General features: G+C 53.6%; 15 protein-coding genes and 5 tRNA genes. 1 reads left to right on the plus strand and 19 read right to left on the minus strand.

Annotated elements, in window-relative coordinates; genetic code table 11:
- Nucleotides 1-10: 10 nt before the first annotated feature.
- The 19 genes from nadA to mngA all read right to left on the minus strand — a co-directional run bounded on the left by nadA (nt 11) and on the right by mngA (nt 16025).
- The gene (nadA, locus tag O1722_RS16145) at nt 11-1054 is read right to left on the minus strand and encodes a quinolinate synthase NadA (RefSeq protein ID WP_033486391.1); all 1044 of its coding nucleotides are present in this window, start codon (nt 1052-1054) and stop codon (nt 11-13) included.
- Between the two features lie 230 nt (nt 1055-1284).
- Nucleotides 1285-1360 (minus strand) — tRNA-Lys (locus tag O1722_RS16150).
- Between the two features lie 31 nt (nt 1361-1391).
- Nucleotides 1392-1467: transfer RNA gene (locus O1722_RS16155), tRNA-Lys, on the minus strand.
- A gap of 41 nt (nt 1468-1508) precedes the next feature.
- A tRNA-Lys gene (locus tag O1722_RS16160) sits at nt 1509-1584 on the minus strand.
- 3 nt (nt 1585-1587) lie between these two features.
- Nucleotides 1588-1663 (minus strand) — tRNA-Val (locus O1722_RS16165).
- Between the two features lie 27 nt (nt 1664-1690).
- Nucleotides 1691-1766: transfer RNA gene (locus O1722_RS16170), tRNA-Lys, on the minus strand.
- A gap of 161 nt (nt 1767-1927) precedes the next feature.
- Entirely contained in the window at nt 1928-2716 is a 789-nt protein-coding gene (cpoB, locus tag O1722_RS16175) for a cell division protein CpoB (protein WP_033486393.1), read from the minus strand.
- A 9-nt stretch (nt 2717-2725) separates the two neighbouring features.
- Nucleotides 2726-3247, minus strand: a complete 522-nt coding sequence (pal, locus tag O1722_RS16180) for a peptidoglycan-associated lipoprotein Pal (RefSeq protein WP_003858578.1) — start codon at nt 3245-3247, stop codon at nt 2726-2728.
- A gap of 34 nt (nt 3248-3281) precedes the next feature.
- The gene (gene tolB, locus O1722_RS16185) at nt 3282-4574 is read right to left on the minus strand and encodes a Tol-Pal system beta propeller repeat protein TolB (RefSeq protein WP_017384962.1); all 1293 of its coding nucleotides are present in this window, start codon (nt 4572-4574) and stop codon (nt 3282-3284) included.
- A 100-nt stretch (nt 4575-4674) separates the two neighbouring features.
- Entirely contained in the window at nt 4675-5925 is a 1251-nt protein-coding gene (tolA, locus tag O1722_RS16190) for a cell envelope integrity protein TolA (protein WP_017384963.1), read from the minus strand.
- Between the two features lie 28 nt (nt 5926-5953).
- The gene (gene tolR, locus O1722_RS16195; protein ID WP_003858589.1) at nt 5954-6382 is read right to left on the minus strand and encodes a colicin uptake protein TolR; all 429 of its coding nucleotides are present in this window, start codon (nt 6380-6382) and stop codon (nt 5954-5956) included.
- Between the two features lie 3 nt (nt 6383-6385).
- On the minus strand, nt 6386-7078 hold the full coding sequence (tolQ, locus tag O1722_RS16200; RefSeq protein WP_003858590.1) for a Tol-Pal system protein TolQ: 693 nt from the start codon (nt 7076-7078) through the stop codon (nt 6386-6388).
- Nucleotides 7075-7479 (minus strand): tol-pal system-associated acyl-CoA thioesterase, encoded by a 405-nt coding sequence (ybgC, locus tag O1722_RS16205; protein WP_003858593.1) that lies wholly within the window; start codon nt 7477-7479, stop codon nt 7075-7077. Before ybgC ends, tolQ begins: the two co-directional genes overlap by 4 nt.
- A gap of 148 nt (nt 7480-7627) precedes the next feature.
- On the minus strand, nt 7628-7918 hold the full coding sequence (ybgE, locus tag O1722_RS16210; protein WP_003858596.1) for a cyd operon protein YbgE: 291 nt from the start codon (nt 7916-7918) through the stop codon (nt 7628-7630).
- The gene (cydX, locus tag O1722_RS16215; RefSeq protein ID WP_003858598.1) at nt 7918-8031 is read right to left on the minus strand and encodes a cytochrome bd-I oxidase subunit CydX; all 114 of its coding nucleotides are present in this window, start codon (nt 8029-8031) and stop codon (nt 7918-7920) included. The genes ybgE and cydX overlap by 1 nt, the downstream gene beginning before the upstream one ends.
- A 14-nt stretch (nt 8032-8045) precedes the next feature.
- Nucleotides 8046-9185, minus strand: coding sequence for a cytochrome d ubiquinol oxidase subunit II (gene cydB, locus O1722_RS16220; protein ID WP_023303309.1), 1140 nt, complete (start codon nt 9183-9185; stop codon nt 8046-8048).
- A 15-nt stretch (nt 9186-9200) separates the two neighbouring features.
- The gene (gene cydA / locus O1722_RS16225; protein ID WP_003858601.1) at nt 9201-10769 is read right to left on the minus strand and encodes a cytochrome ubiquinol oxidase subunit I; all 1569 of its coding nucleotides are present in this window, start codon (nt 10767-10769) and stop codon (nt 9201-9203) included.
- Nucleotides 10770-11448: 679 nt separating this feature from the next.
- Nucleotides 11449-14085 (minus strand): mannosylglycerate hydrolase, encoded by a 2637-nt coding sequence (gene mngB / locus O1722_RS16230; RefSeq protein WP_033486394.1) that lies wholly within the window; start codon nt 14083-14085, stop codon nt 11449-11451.
- A 23-nt stretch (nt 14086-14108) separates the two neighbouring features.
- The gene (gene mngA, locus O1722_RS16235; RefSeq protein ID WP_033486396.1) at nt 14109-16025 is read right to left on the minus strand and encodes a PTS 2-O-a-mannosyl-D-glycerate transporter subunit IIABC; all 1917 of its coding nucleotides are present in this window, start codon (nt 16023-16025) and stop codon (nt 14109-14111) included.
- Nucleotides 16026-16195: 170 nt separating this feature from the next.
- Between mngA and O1722_RS16240 the strand changes: the two genes are divergently transcribed.
- A complete protein-coding gene (locus O1722_RS16240; protein ID WP_017384967.1) occupies nt 16196-16912 on the plus strand; it encodes a GntR family transcriptional regulator in 717 nt (238 codons plus the stop codon).
- Nucleotides 16913-16914: the final 2 nt, after the last annotated feature.

Here is a 16914-nt window from a genome sequence, read left to right on the forward strand (position 1 = left end):
GCGTAATAAGTTAAGTACGTAGTGTAGCCGCAAAATCCAGCATACGGTTAAGTGGAATTAACGCGCCTTCACGCAGAGCGGCATCCACGTGGATCTCATGCGCTGCGCCACCGTTTTCCAGCCCCTCCGCAATCGCTTTGAGCCCATTCATCGCCATCCACGGGCAATGCGCGCAGCTTCGGCAGGTCGCCCCTTCTCCGGCGGTCGGCGCTTCGAGCAACGTTTTTTCCGGCACGGCCTGCTGCATCTTGTAGAAGATACCGCGATCGGTCGCCACAATGAGCTGCTTGTGTGACAGGGTTTTCGCAGCATGAATGAGCTGGCTGGTTGACCCGACGGCATCCGCCATGTCGACGATGGACTGCGGGGATTCCGGGTGCACCAGAATCGCGGCGTCCGGATATAACCCTCTCATGCGCGTCAGGGCCTGGGTCTTAAACTCGTCGTGAACGATACAGGCGCCCTGCCAGCACAGCACATCCGCACCGGTTTGTTTTTGTACATAGTTTCCCAGGTGACGATCGGGCGCCCAGATGATTTTCTCCCCCAGGCTGTCCAGATGCTCAATCAGCTCAACGGCGATACTGGAGGTCACTACCCAGTCTGCCCGGGCTTTCACCGCCGCAGACGTGTTGGCATAGACCACCACGGTACGATCAGGGTGGGCATCACAGAAGGCGGTGAACTCATCAATCGGGCAACCGAGGTCAAGGGAGCATTCGGCATTCAGCGTCGGCATCAGTATGGTTTTTTCCGGGCTGAGAATTTTTGCCGTTTCGCCCATGAAGCGCACACCTGCAACCAGCAGCGTGGAGGCAGGATGTTTTGCACCGAAACGCGCCATTTCCAGGGAATCTGAGATACAGCCGCCCGTCTCTTCTGCCAGCTGCTGAATTTCCGGGTCGGTGTAGTAATGCGCCACCATCACCGCATCACGCTCTTTAAGCAGGCGCTTGATTTTTTCACGATAGAACTGTTTTTCATCCCGGCTTAGCAGAGCGGGCTTCGGCGGGAAGGGATAGATTGCGGTTTCGGGATCAAACATCACACTCATTATGGCTTCTCGTTTTACTGGCTTAACAATATTGCCTTTGTTTTGCATGAGATAACAAAAATGAGGCAATGGTGTTTTGTATACTAAACAAGATAGCGAATTTGAGGGGGAATGTCATCGGGAATTGATGCCGGTAGCATCTGTCGGGTGGCGGCTTCGCCTTACCCGACCTACAAGGCACTGGCGAACGACAGATAGCAAAAAGGCGCCTTTAGGGCGCCTTTCAACACTGGTGGGTCGTGCAGGATTCGAACCTGCGACCAATTGATTAAAAGTCAACTGCTCTACCAACTGAGCTAACGACCCCTTGCGGGATGTACTTCAAATCTATTCAGGCTGGTGGGTCGTGCAGGATTCGAACCTGCGACCAATTGATTAAAAGTCAACTGCTCTACCAACTGAGCTAACGACCCATTGGGGTGTTGCCTGAATTATCACTCGGAACCAATAAAATTGGTGGGTCGTGCAGGATTCGAACCTGCGACCAATTGATTAAAAGTCAACTGCTCTACCAACTGAGCTAACGACCCGAGTGGTGGGTGATGACGGGCTCGAACCGCCGACCCCCTCCGTGTAAAGGAGATGCTCTACCAACTGAGCTAATCACCCACTCTGTACTGCCGGAACTGCTTTAAGTGGTGGGTCGTGCAGGATTCGAACCTGCGACCAATTGATTAAAAGTCAACTGCTCTACCAACTGAGCTAACGACCCACTTTTGCGCTGCTTTCACGTTGTTTGATATCCCGTGGCAACGGCGGCATATATTACTGATTTAAGAATTCTGCGCAACAAAAATTTCGATGAAGATCACTTAACTGCTTAGGAATCATGCTGCACGACCAGAAATGACGCGATTTCTGGTCATGCGATAATCAACCCATCGAACTCAAACGTTTTTGCGCTTGTTTGGCGCCGTCTGTACCCGGGAATTTCGCAACCACCTGCTGATAAACCGCTTTGGCTTTTGCAGTGTCGCCTTTGTCCTGCATGATCACGCCGACTTTATACATCGCATCAGGCGCTTTCGGTGATTTCGGGTAATTTTTCACCACAGAGGCAAAATAAAACGCCGCATCATCCTTTTTACCCTTGTTGTAATTCAACTGACCCAGCCAGTAGTTCGCATTTGGCTGGTAAGTGGAATCAGGGTACTTCTTAATGAAGTTCTGAAACGCAACGATAGCATCGTCCTGCCGCGATTTGTCCTGCACCAGGGCAATGGCCGCGTTGTAGTCCGTATTCGCGTCACCGCTCTGTACAGGCGCACCAGACGACGCGGAGGCATCTGCCGCAGGTGCAGGCGTTGCCGCACCGCTTCGATCGCCTGCTGCTGGCTGTGCTGCTGCTCCGCCGCTGTTCAGGCTATCCATCTGCAACAAAATTTGCTTCTGGCGCTCCACAACCTGATTAAGCTGATACTGACTCTCCTGGATCTGACCACGAAGGGAATCAATATCATTCTGGTTATCGGAAAGCTGCTGCTGGAGTTGAGTTAAAAGCTGGCTGTGAGCGTTAGAAATACGCTCGAGTTGAGTGACCCGGTCTTCTACCGAGCCTGAGCCGACACTACTGATTGGTGCCTGAGCAAAAGCGGCCCAGGGGGCCGCTATTCCAACCAGTAACGACAGACTCATCAGATGATGTCTGAAGTTACTGCTCATGCAATTCTCTTAGTAAACGAGTACGGCACGACGGTTTTTGGAGTAAGCCGCTTCGTCGTGACCCAGTACTGCTGGTTTTTCTTTACCGTAAGAAACGATGGAGATCTGGTCAGCAGAAACGCCTTTACCCTGGAGGTACATTTTAACAGCGTTTGCACGACGTTCACCCAGGGAGATGTTGTACTCTGGAGTACCACGTTCGTCCGCATGACCTTCTACGGTGACTTTGTAAGACGGGTTGCTACGCAGGAAGTTTGCGTGCGCATCCAGCATTGCAGCGAAGTCAGAACGGATGTCGTATTTATCCAGATCGAAGTAAACGATGTTGTTCTGCTGTAACTGCTGCATCTGAAGACGCGCTTGCTCTTCAGAAGACATATTGCCATTGCCGTTAGCGTCCATACCGGTGCCGGCACCCATCATGCCTTCGCCGCTCTGGTCATTGCTTGCATTCTTGTTAGAAGAACACGCTGCGATTGCCATAACAGGCAGAGCGATCATCAGCCCCTTCAGCACTTTGTTCAGTTGCATTTCTAAGATTCCTTTAGTAATCAATTAATTATTATTACAGATACGGCGACCAGGCAGGTGATTTTACCTGTCCATCAGTTGCCGGAAGACGCGCTTTGAAACGCCCATCTGTAGAAACCAGATTCAGCACGGATCCCATCCCCTGAGAAGAGCTGTAGATTACCATGGTGCCGTTAGGTGCCAGACTTGGCGTTTCATCCAGGAACGTTGACGACAGTACTTGTACGCCCCCCGTTACCAGATCTTGTTTGGCAATGTGCTGCTGACCACCCGCAGTACTGACCATTACCATCGTTTTACCATCGGCACTGACGTCAGCATCCTGGTTCTGAGAACCTTCCCAGGTAATACGCTGCGCTGCTCCGCCGTTGATATTCACTTTATAAACTTGTGGACGACCTGCCTGGTCAGACGTAAAGGCCAGATTCTGGCTGTCCGGGAACCAGGTTGGCTCAGTGTTGTTGCTACGACCATCCGTGACCTGACGGATCTGACCAGAACCAATATCCATCACGTACAGGTTCAGGCTACCGGTTTTAGACAGGGCAAACGCCAGTTTGGTACCGTCCGGAGAGAACGCAGGCGCACCGTTGTGACGCGGGAATGACGCAACCTGACGCACAGCACCGTTAGAGAGCGTCTGGATAACCAGCGCGGAACGGCCGCTTTCGAAGGTCACGTACGCCAGCTTAGAGCCGTCCGGAGACCATGCCGGAGACATCAGCGGCTGTGGTGAACGGTGTACGGTGAACTGGTTGTAGCCATCGTAGTCAGAGACGCGCAGCTCATAAGGGAACTGGCCGCCGTTAGTCTGTACTACGTACGCGATACGAGTACGGAACGCACCTTTAATACCGGTCAGCTTCTCAAACACTTCGTCACTCGCCGTATGGCCTGCGTAACGCAGCCACTGCTTGTTCACCTTATACGTGTTTTGAGCCAGAACGGTACCCGGCGCACCGCCGGTATCCACCAGCTGATAAGCGACGTTATAGCCGCCGTCTGGCGCAGGAGTAACCTGTCCGACAACCACGGCATCAATACCCAGTGCAGACCATGCAGCAGGTTGAACTTCCTGAGCGGTACCCGGCTGCTGCGGCAGACGAGAACGATCTAAGGGGTTAAATTTACCGCTGTTACGCAGGTCAGCTGCAACAATGCCGCCAATATCTTCAGGCGCAGCGCCCGGGCCTGCCCACTGGAACGGAACGACACCGATTGGACGCGCTGAGTCGTTCCAGTCGGTAATGTCGATGCTTACTGTGGCATGCACTGCTGACGTCAACAGTACTAAAAAACCAAAAGCTAATCGTAATGCCTGCTTCATCATATCTCCCTTATCCGAACAATAAGTCCTGGATAATTTAGCAGAAGGTTAACAAACTCAAATACACAAAACTATCAGAACCCGATAACCGCAGCTCTGCTTATGGCTTAAAGTTCAGCGAAGCGTCTTTGAACACTTCATAGACAGCCTGTGACGGAGGTTTTGGCAGTTTTGCCTGATTCACTGCCACAAGTGCAGCCTGGCATAATGCGTCATCGCCTCCTTCAGACTCAACGCTCAGCACGGTACCATCAGTATGCAGTTTAATATGCAGTCTGCATGTTTTCCCTGTATACAATGATTTATCGTTAAGCCTGCTGGATATAGCCGCAGCAATCTGGTTCTTGTAGTCGTTAATCTCAGCGCCAGAAGCACCGTTGTTCTTAGTGTTACCGCTTCCCGCCGGGGCTGCATTACTCCCTTTTGCCCCACCGCCAGTTTTCGGCGCATTCTTACCAGAACTCAGGTCGCCAATGATATCGTCAGCGGTGGCTGCTTCAGCGGCAGCTTTTTCAGCAGCGGCCTTCCTGGCAGCGGCTTTTTCAGCGGCAGCTTTCTTGTCGGCTGCGGCTTTTTCGGCAGCAGCTTTTTTATCAGCCGCAGCTTTTTCAGCGGCAGCCGCTTTTTCAGCCGCAGCCTTCTCGGCAGCAGCCGCTTTCTTCGCAGCATCGGCAGCAGCTTTCTTCTCTGCTTCCTGAGCGGCTTTCTTCGCGGCTTCTGCTTCCGCTTTCTTCTGGGCATCAGCAGCGGCTTTCTTCGCAGCTTCTGCTTCCGCTTTCTTCTGGGCATCAGCAGCGGCTTTCTTCGCAGCTTCTGCTTCCGCTTTTTTCTGAGCATCAGCAGCGGCTTTCTTCGCCGCGTCAGCCGCTAATTTCGCCTGTGCGTCAGCCTGCGCTTTTGCATCAGCCGCGGCTTTGGCTGCCGCCTCTTCCGCCTGCTTCTGCTGTTCCTGCGCCTTCTTCGCAGCGGCTTCAGCCTGCTTCTGCTGCTCTGCCTGCTCTTTCGCCGCTTCCTGCGCCTGCAAACGCTCTTTCTCTAGCTGCTTCAGACGTTCCTGCTCAGCGGCCTGCTTTTCACGCAGCTCTTCCGCCTGCTGTTGCGCCTGTTTTTCTCGCTGCTCTTCAGCACGTTTAGAGCTCGCCTGCTGCTGTTGCTGACGATTATAGTTCTGAACGATCGCACCAGGATCCACCATAACGGCGTCGATGGAGGACCCCCCACCGCCGCCTGATGCATCAAGGTGCTCATCGAACGAACTCCAGATCAGCGCTGCAAAAAGAATTACGTGCAGCACTGCGGAGACGATTATCGCTCGCTTAAGCTTGTCGTTCTGTTCGGTTGCCTTTGACACTATCGGTTCCCAAAAACTACGCAGATGATCAAATAGGCTGAGTCATTAAGCCAACTGACTTAACGCCCGCGCTATGTAGCAAGTTCAGCGCTTTGATAATTTCATCATATGGTACGTCTTTCGCACCACCGATTAAGAAGACCGTCTTCGGATTTGACTCCAGGCGTCGTTGCGCTTCAGCAATAACCTGCTCTGGCGGAAGCTGATCCATACGATCTTTCTCTACCACCACGCTGTACTGCCCTACGCCGGAAACCTCAATGATGACCGGAGGATCGTCATTGGTGCTTACCGCCTGTGATTCTGTCGCATCCGGCAGATCAACTTCCACGCTCTGGGTGATGATGGGCGCCGTCGCCATAAAGATCAGCAGCAGCACCAGCAGCACGTCCAGTAACGGAACGATATTGATTTCGGACTTGAGCTCGCGACGACCTCGTCCACGCGATCTGGCCATGGTTTACCCCTTGTTGCTCTCGGTGCTGGTAAACGCCTGACGATGCAGAATCGCGGTGAACTCTTCCATAAAGTTGTCGTAGTTCAGTTCCAGTTTGTTCACGCGCTGGTTCAGACGGTTGTACGCCATTACCGCCGGAATTGCGGCGAACAGACCGATTGCGGTCGCGATCAGTGCTTCTGCGATACCCGGCGCAACCATCTGCAACGTTGCCTGCTTCACCGCCCCAAGGGCGATAAAGGCGTGCATGATCCCCCACACCGTACCAAACAGGCCGATATACGGGCTGATGGAGCCAACGGTTCCGAGGAAAGGAATATGCGTTTCAAGATTTTCCAGTTCGCGGTTCATGGAGATGCGCATCGCACGCGACGCCCCTTCTACCACGGCTTCCGGCGCATGGCTGTTAGCGCGATGTAAGCGAGCGAACTCTTTGAAACCGCTGTAGAAAATTTGTTCGGAGCCTGAAAGGTTATCACGGCGTCCCTGGCTTTCCTGGTACAGACGAGAAAGCTCAATACCCGACCAGAACTTATCTTCAAACGCTTCGGCTTCGCGGCCAGCGGCATTGAGGATACGCGTTCTCTGGATGATGATGGCCCAGGATGCGATTGAAAAACCAATCAAAATCAACATGATAAGTTTAACCAGAAGGCTTGCCTTCAGGAACAAATCAAGGATATTCATGTCAGTCACTGCTTAAACTCCGCGACAATAGACTTAGGAAGCGCACGAGGCTTCATTATGGTTGGATCAACACAGACAATCAGGACTTCAGCTGAGTTCAGTACCGTGTTCTCTGCATTGACTATCCGCTGCGTGAAAACCAGTGAAGTTCCGCGCATTGATGTAATTTCTGTTTGGACTTCGAGCATATCGTCGAGTCTGGCAGGCGCAAAATACTCAAGCGTCATCTTGCGTACCACGAAGGCAACTCGCTCAGCCAACAGCACCTGTTGACTAAAGTGATGATGGCGCAGCATCTCTGTGCGTGCCCGTTCATAAAAAGCAACGTAGCTGGCGTGGTAGACCACACCACCGGCATCGGTATCTTCGTAATAGACACGTACCGGCCATCGAAACAGCGTTGTATTCACTTTACATCCCGGTAATACAAGAAAAGTTGGAGCTTTCAAACTTCGCTACTATACGCGCGGGAATGATGGTTTGGAATGGGAGAAAGTAAACGGAGAGTAAATTTTTATGGGCCAGGGTAAGCCCATAACGTTAACGGACATTTCTTATTCAGAAGAAGAAGAAAATCAAACCGGCGAGGAGAACCAGATCGGCAATCAGTGGGCAGAAGATGCCCTGCCAGTGTAGCGCTTTCGGACGAAAGCCGACACCGTGAATCACGCCTGCGCACACCGCCCACATAATCAGGAAGCCGTGCCAGATTTCAAGCTCGCTGGTTTTCGCCGCGAAGCGCGACGGGTCCCAGAAGATACAGCCTGCCAGCAGTAATGCCATAATGAGGGAAAGCGCCCTCAAGGGGCGCTTATCCATTACCGCATATAACGTTGCGATAATATTCATTAGTGCTTTTCTTCACCTGCTTTGGTCGCTTCTACATGCTCAAGCGCCAGGGCAGTGATGACACCAAACGCACAGGCAAGAAGCGTCCCTAAAATCCATGCGAAATACCACATATTCAGCTCCTTACTTAGTACATAGAGTGGGTGTTGCTTTCGATATGTTCTTTAGTGATACGACCGAACATTTTCCAGTAACACCAGATGGTGTAAGCCAGAACAATCGGAACGAACACGCAAGCCACATAGGTCATTAAGTTCAGCGTCATATGGCTGGACGTTGCATCCCACATGGTCAGGCTGGCATTCATCATGGTGCTGGATGGCATCACGAACGGGAACATCGCAATACCGGCCGTCAGGATGATGCACGCCAGCGTCAGGGAAGAGAATACGAACGCCAGAGCGCCTTTCTCCAGACGAGACGTCAGCACGGTCAGCAGTGGCAGCAGCACACCCAGAGCCGGGATAGCCCACAGCACAGGGGTATTGTTGAAGTTCACCAGCCATGCACCGGCCTGACGCGCCACTTCTTTGGTCAGCGGGTTAGACGGTGCAGCATGGTTGATAGCGGACGTCACCACGTATCCATCAATACCATACACCACCCACACGCCTGCCAGAGCGAAGCAGACCAGCGTCACCAGCGCTGCCACCTGAGCGGTAGCGCGGGAACGCAGATGCAGTTCACCTACGGTACGCATCTGGAGATAGGTTGCCCCCTGGGTGATGATCATCGCCACGCTCACCACGCCTGCCAGCAGACCAAACGGATTCAGCAGCTGGAAGAAGTTACCGGTGTAGAACAGACGCATATATTCGTCGACGTGGAACGGTACGCCCTGCAACAGGTTACCGAACGCCACACCAATGACCAGCGGTGGAACGAAGCTACCGATGAAGATGCCCCAGTCCCACATGTTACGCCAGCGGGTGTCTTCAATCTTGGAACGGTAGTCGAAACCCACCGGACGGAAGAATAAAGAAGCCAGCACCAGAATCATCGCCACATAGAAGCCGGAGAACGCAGCCGCGTAGACCATCGGCCAGGCAGCGAACAGCGCGCCGCCTGCGGTGATCAGCCACACCTGGTTACCGTCCCAGTGCGGGGCGATGGAGTTGATCATGATTCGACGCTCGGTGTCATTACGACCGAGGAAACGGGTGAGCATGCCCACGCCCATGTCGAAACCATCGGTGACCGCGAAACCAATCAGCAGAACACCGATCAGCAGCCACCAGATAAAACGCAATACTTCATAATCGATCATTTGATGACTCCTGTCTTAGCGTGCCGGCTGAGTAGTCGCAACAGACTGCTCGTAGTGGTAGCGACCGGTTTTCAGGCTGCTTGGGCCAAGGCGCGCGAACTTGAACATCAGGAACAGTTCAGCCACCAGGAACAGGGTGTACAGACCGCAAATGAGCAGCATGGAGAAGATCAGGTCGCCTGCGGTCAGGGAGGAGTTCGCTACCGCTGTTGGCAGCACCTCACCGATCGCCCAAGGCTGACGGCCATATTCCGCAACAAACCAGCCGGACTCGATAGCAATCCATGGCAGTGGGATACCGTACAGCGCGGTGCGCAGCAGCCATTTTTTCTCACCGATACGGTTACGAATGACTGACCAGAACGAGGCCGCGATGATCAGCAGCATGATAATGCCGCAACCCACCATGATGCGGAACGCGAAGTACAGCGGCGCAACGCGTGGAATAGAGTCTTTGGTTGCCATCTGAATCTGCGCTTCCGTCGCGTCGGAGACGTTCGGGGTATAGCGTTTCAGCAGCAGACCGTAACCGAGGTCTTTCTTCACGTCGTTAAATTGATCGCGAACGGCCTGGTCGGTAGAGCCGGCGCGCAGCTGTTCCAGCAGCGAGTAGGCTTTCATCCCGTTACGGATACGCTCTTCATGCTGCACCATCAGATCTTTCAGGCCAGTCACCTGTTTGTCGACGGAGCGCGTGGCGATAATACCCAGAGCGTAAGGAATTTGAATGGCGAAGCGGTTTTCCTGCGCTTCCTGGTCAGGCACGCCAAACAGGGTAAACGCTGCCGGTGCCGGCTGGGTTTCCCATTCAGCTTCAATTGCGGCGAGTTTGGTTTTCTGCACGTCGCCCATTTCGTAACCGGATTCATCACCCAGAACAATCACGGACAGAATCGCGGCCATACCGAAGCTTGCTGCGATAGCAAAAGAACGCTTGGCGAACGCGAAGTCACGGCCGCGCAGCATATAGTAGGAGCTGATGCCCAGCACGAACATCGCGCCGCACACATACCCAGACGCCACGGTGTGAACGAATTTAACCTGAGCAACCGGGTTCAGGACCAGCTCAGCGAAGCTGACCATCTCCATACGCATGGTTTCGAAGTTGAAATCAGATGCGATTGGGTTTTGCATCCAGCCGTTCGCCACCAGGATCCACAGTGCGGACAAGTTGGAGCCTAATGCCACCAGCCAGGTTACCGCCATATGCTGGACTTTACCCAGACGGTCCCAACCGAAGAAGAACAGACCTACAAAGGTGGATTCGAGGAAGAAGGCCATCAGACCTTCAATGGCCAGCGGCGCACCGAAAATATCCCCTACATAGTGGGAATAGTAAGACCAGTTTGTCCCAAACTGGAACTCCATGGTCAGACCGGTTGCCACGCCCAGCGCAAAGTTGATACCAAACAACTTGCCCCAGAACTTGGTCATATCTTTATAAATCTGTTTGCCGGAGAGGACGTAAACCGTTTCCATGATGGCCAGCAGGAACGCCATACCGAGCGTCAGCGGCACAAACAGGAAGTGGTACATCGCGGTCAAGGCAAACTGTAAGCGCGACAGTTCGACTACGTCTAACATTATGACTCCTTGCTCATCGCATGAAGACTCCGAGAGTGAACCCCGTTAGATAAGGATCCACACGCATGCCCCAATACAAAGTTATCTGCTTCCCTTCTTCGTTGCTTATTCTCTTCAGGAGGAAAAAGCAATGATGAAAGGTTACAAATACGTTAAGAAAAAACCAAATTGATCCCGTAAATATAATACGCTGCAAAACCCTTACAATAAACAGGTTTTTATTCGAACAGATTTACGTTTTTCGACGGCGATCAATTTATAGCAAAATTACCACTTTTCGGCCATTTTGATCGGGAACAATTTAACGCCTTTCGGAGGCTTTTTCCAAGGATTAAACATTGATTTAAATCAAAAACAGTCAGAGCTGTTAATGATGTTTCTTTGTGGTGCGGATAGTAAAAACCTTGTTAACAATATGTATATTTAAAGCCGTTATTGGTTATAAAAGCCAGAAGATAATATAAACAGTTGTGATTTTTATTAACGCGCAAGAAAAAACGCATTTTGCCGGAAGATAAACATATAATGTTATCTGCTTCACAGTATTTTTCTTTCGCTTTGCTACCCGCCGAAACGATTACATTTCATTCACCTTTAATAATCTTAAAATTAACACCCTTTCGTGACTATTTGATGAAATAAAGGCCGCAGGAATGCGGCCTTTATTTTGTTCGGAGGATTACCTTTCAATTTTTATGCTGAAGGTGCGTGACTGGCATGGCCGGAACGACCCCGTAATGGCTGAACCCTCCTCCCCTTGCGCCTTGCGCACCTCATTCATGTCCGTTTCGCAACAGGCCTGGACCTCACGGTTCACAGACAAAGCCACGTCACAGGAGCGGGTCCCCGAAGGGTTGTACAGACGAAGAATCATCTCGTCACGATCCTCCGCTTTTTTCAGCGCACTGAGTACACATCCGTTAGGCGCCAGCGTTAACAGGCTATAGCTACAAGGGGTGGTGAAAGAGGCGCGGTTAAGCTTCATCGCATCCCACGGGATTTTGTTATAACAGTGCACTGGCGTTAACCACGACTTCGTCTGCTGCGCAACGCCAGCACTGACGGGCGTACCATTAAAACTGAACAGGCTAAAGCGACAGGTTAACTGGCCCCGCATCTGCGAATCAGGCACCGGCATTTTGATCCCGGACGGTCTGCCGGGGCGCAGCAGTAAATCTTCCTTCCCAAGCACCCCCACGCCGCGAAGCAACGTCAGGGCAAACGTTTTTTGACGCTCGCCAGTCACTTCAAATTCGCGCAACCCTTCGGTAAACAGGGCCATTCCGTTACGCCGTTCCTGGAGCACCGCGTAGTTGAGCAGATTCCACACCGGCAGCGGCGCTTCCTTCCAGCCCTCCTCCTGCCAGTTCGCCATCGCTTCATCCTGTACAGGTCGCGTCAGCGAACCGAACTGGGTATCGGCTAACACCGTGTCTGCGGTAAATGGCGTCGGGATCAGCACCCGCACACGGTGGTCATCCGCGTGATTTCCGAGACGCGCCTCAACGTCGATACGTCGGCTGTTATGGCTGAGCGTGACCGTGAGTTCTGCCTCAAGCGTTCCCGTCTGCTGACGCGCAGAACGTTCGGCGAGATCCGCCGGCACCGCCATGCGATGGCGGATCACCGCCCTGCTCTGCCAGGCCTCGTGGATCACCTCAACCTCATGCTCGCCCTGAGCGGAAGTGAGTCTCCACTCTTCCCGTGAAGGCGAGTAGTCGTACTCATCGCCATCATCCGAGCTCTCTTCTATTTCCAGCGCGCGGTCATAGATAAGCCCGGACGCTTTATCGAGCAGACGCAGGGTGCCGTCGTCGTTTAACGTTATTTCCCAGAAAGCATTTTCCAGCAACGCCTCCGACGATTTTTCTGCCGCCAGCAGCTTGCCGGCCACGTGCGGCTCGATATAGAGCGTGCGGTAACCCATTGATGGCAGGATCTGATTGAGCTGGATATCAAACTCCATAAAGGGATCGTAGTTGCCGTAATGCACAATTTGCCGGTCAATCAAGCCGGGGTCGATTTCACGCGCGCTGCGCAGGCAGTAAGGGATTTCATTCCCCCTATCGTCCAGCAGGCGGAACTGGCTGGCGCGCAGACGTATCGTGGTGTTAATCACTTCCTCACGCGGCCAGGGCGTGAGGTTAAACATCACCAGTTTGTCTTCCTCGCTCTGCGGCATGTTGTCGACAATCTTGCGCATATAGAAGCACGTCAGGTTATCGGCCATGTCTTCCGCCAGCTCGAAGCGGGACATCACCTCACGATGCACTTTGTCACTACAGCAGCAGCCGATACTGTCATGGGCGTGATTCTTGAGGATCTCTTTCCACATTTTTTCCAGCAAGCCGTGGTGATACTCAAAGCCCAGCGTCCAGGCAAGCGTGGCCAGCGGCTCAAGGACGTTGACGATTTTATTCTCTATCCGGGCGTGGGCGATTTTGATGTCCATCCGCGTGGAGCCTATCGTCCGGTGCACCCGCATATATTTACCGTCAATAAACTCCCCTTTCAGCGTCGCCAGTTCATCGCGGTGCGCGTCAATGTGGTCAAACACCTCCTCGAAGCGGCTCATCACAAACTGACGCTGCGGATAGATTTCGCGCAGCTTATCCATCACCGCAAAGATGTTCTGCTGGAGCGGCATCTGATCATGGCCGTTAGGCAGCAAAATTTCTTTCGTCACGGAGGCTTTTTCCAGCACCTCGAAGTACGTGTCGAGCCGTTTGCGCAGCCCGGCCTCATCCTCCGGTAAGTACTTACCAATCGCGTAGCCCAGCGGTAGCACCTGTGCCGTCACTTCGCTGCCGTCCTGGCTTTGCCAGAGAAATTCGGTTTTATCGGTACCGTGCCGCTCGGAACACCCGCGCCAGAACATGGTACGCGTGATGCCAAAACCATTGTAAATGTGCGGCAGCTGGGAAGACATGCCGAAGGAGTCCGGCAGATAGCCAATTTTCATCGGCTCGCCAAAGGCCAGACAGTCGCGTATACCGTACATCAGATTTCGAACAATCGACTCGCCGGAAACAAGGGTGGTATCCGTCTGGGTATACCACGGCCCGATAATCAGCTTCCCGGCCGCCACCAGTGCCTTCACGCGTGGCCTGTTTTCCGGTTTCACGGCAAAATAATCTTCCAGCACCGCCGTCTGGCCGTCGAGTACGTAGTATTTATACTCTGTGTCCTGCTCAAGACGAGTGAGGATCTCTTCCATATTATTGACCAGAAGAATACGTGACGCTTCGGTGGTGAAGTACCACTCCCGGTCCCAGTGCATATGTGGCGTGATATGAACGCGAGATACAGCTTTCATCTTCGTTTCCTGTCAGTGCGTGTTTACGATGGTATGTCTTCAGTCACGTAGGTGCCGCTCTTCACGGCCTGGCGTCGCCAGAGCAGTAAAATGAGCGTAGAGATTGCGGCGCCAGCCAGCGCGGCGCCAAACCAGCCGACAGCGGCCATCACGCCGCCCAGCCCGGCATCATGCAGTAAGAAGAGCGAGAAAATGCCCGCGCCGGGGGTGGATAGCCCAATCCCCATCGCCCCGACAATCGCTCCGGTCACCATTGACCCCAGAACAAATGAGCCAATGACCCGCAACGGATCCTCGATAGCCATCGGAATTGCCCCTTCGGTGATGCCCGCCAGCCCCAGCAGCCAGGTGGACTTGCCGGTTTCAATTTCGAACTGTTTGAACAGGTTCGGAGCCAGCATCGTTGATGCCGTCACGGTAAAGGCCGATACCATTTTGACGGAGGCAAAAATCGCATAAGGCCCGTATACGCCATTGGCCATCGCTCCCAGACAGAACGCGTAAGAGGCTTTGTTGACCGGACCGCCCAGATCGAACGAGCACATAAAGCCCAGGATCGCCCCCAGCAGCAGCGCATTCGCGCCGGACAGACCGTTAAGCCAGGCGGTCAGGGCATTATTGATCCAGGCCACCGGTTCGCCGATCACAAACAGCATCAGGCTGCCTGCGCCCAGCACGCCAATCACCGGATAGAGATAAAAGGTCAGAAAGCCGTTGTAGCGGCTACTCAGTCGGATGTGGTTTTTTACCCAGCGCATCAGGTAGCCCGCAATCAGCCCGCCGACGATGGCCCCGAGAAAACCAGAGCCGATCATATTGGCGGCAAGACCCGCCGCAAAGCCCGGCGTTAGCGCAGGTTTATCCGCCAGCGAGTAAGCGGTATAGGCTGCCAGAACAGGCACCATCAGAATACCGAGCATCCCGCCGCCCAGTTTGCGGTACATCCACAGCCACGAATTTTCCTGATCGAACAGATGCTGCAAGCCCAGGATTTGCGCCAGCAGTACCGACACCGCCAGCACCGTGCCGCCAGCGACAATCAGCGGCACCGCAAAGGAGATACCGCTGAGCAGCGCCTGCTTGAGTTCGGTTTTAACGCACTTTTTCGCGTCCGAGTCGACATGCGCAGGACGCGCATCGGATACAGGCTGTAGCGCCAGCGCACGCTCAATGAGCGCTTCCGCATGGCGTAAGGGTTCCGCGACGGGCACGGAAATGGCGGGGATCCCCTGAAAACGCTCACGCTCTTTGATCGCCACTTCCGCCGCGAAGATACACGCTTTTGCCTCCTGCAACTGCTGCGCGGTGATGCGCCCCTCAATACCATTTGCCCCCTGCTTTTCGACCACCACATTGACGCCGAGCTTACGTCCCGCTTTTTCGAGATACTCCGCTGCCATGTAGGTATGGGCGATCCCGGCCGGACAGGCGGTAACGCAGACGATCGTCGGGGCATTCTCCGCAACGGCGGTTTCTTGTGCGTCAGGCGCCGTTTCCAGCGCCGCAAGCACCGCTTCCGCGCTGGTGGCCGTCATCACGCGCGCCCTGAGCTCGTCATCCGCCAGGCGAGACGTCAGTTCCGTCAGGACCTGAATATGCGTTGATCCCGCTTGTGCGGGAGGAATGGCGAGCAGAAAAATTAGCTCGACCTCCTCCGGTCCGTCCACACCTTCCCAGGCCAGCGGCTCACGCAGTGTGGCCACGGCAAAAGCCGCTTCGTTTACCGCCACTGATTTACCATGAGGTACGGCCAGCCCCTCGCCCAGCGCCGTCGGGCCAAGCGATTCCCGATGGAAAACGTCTGCCAGAAACGTATCGGCGTCGGCTATTTTGCCCAACGCCACCAGCCGCGTCGCAAGCTGACGGATTGCCTCATCACGGCTGGTAAACTGCGCCTGCACGCAGACAGCACGGGGGTCGGTCAGAGTCGTCAGGTTCATAAGATCCTCACCTATCCAAAGTTATTGTCTGGGGAGGATTGTGGCAGACCGGATAATACATTTATGTGATCATTTTCACTAACACCGATATTTGTATCTTATTTGTATTATTTACAAATTTACCACTGAAGGCATAATTCCCTGAAAACGTATTAAAAAGGCGCGACACAATGGGCAATAAACCGATGTACCGGCAGATCGCCGATGCGTTCCGCGAGAAAATTAATGCCGGTGAGTTAAAACCTGGCGACGCGCTGCCGACGGAATCCAGCCTTCAGGAGGCGTTTAGCGTCAGCCGGGTCACCGTGCGGCAGGCTTTGAAGCTGCTCGCCGACGAGCAGATCATCGAAAGTATTCAGGGCAGCGGCTCGTATGTAAAAGAGGAGCGGGTGAATTACGATATTTATCAGCTCACCGGCTTTTACGAAAAGTTAGCGGATCGCAACGTCGATACGCACAGCGACGTCAGCGTCTTCGAAGTGGTGAAAGCCGATGAGCGGCTCGCGGCAAAACTTGCGCTCAATCCGGATGATAAGGTCTGGCACGTCAAGCGCGTACGCTTCATCAGGGAAAAGCCGGTGAATCTGGAAGAGACATGGATGCCGCTGGCGATGTTCCCCGACCTCACCTGGGAAGTGATGGAACAGTCGAAATACCATTACATTGAGCAGATCAAAAAGATGGTGATCGATCGCAGCGAGCAGGAGCTGGTGCCAGTCATGCCATCGGACGAGGCGATTGCCGCCCTGGCGCTCGATCCGGCAAAACCGATTCTGGAAAAAGTCTCTCGTGGCTTTCTGAAAGACGGCCGGGTATTTGAATACAGTCGCAACGTGTTTAACACCGACGACTATAAATTCACTCTGGTGGCTAAACGCAGGCAATAAAA

This window comes from Enterobacter cloacae complex sp. HYC003_NIDB, from assembly GCF_056673375.1.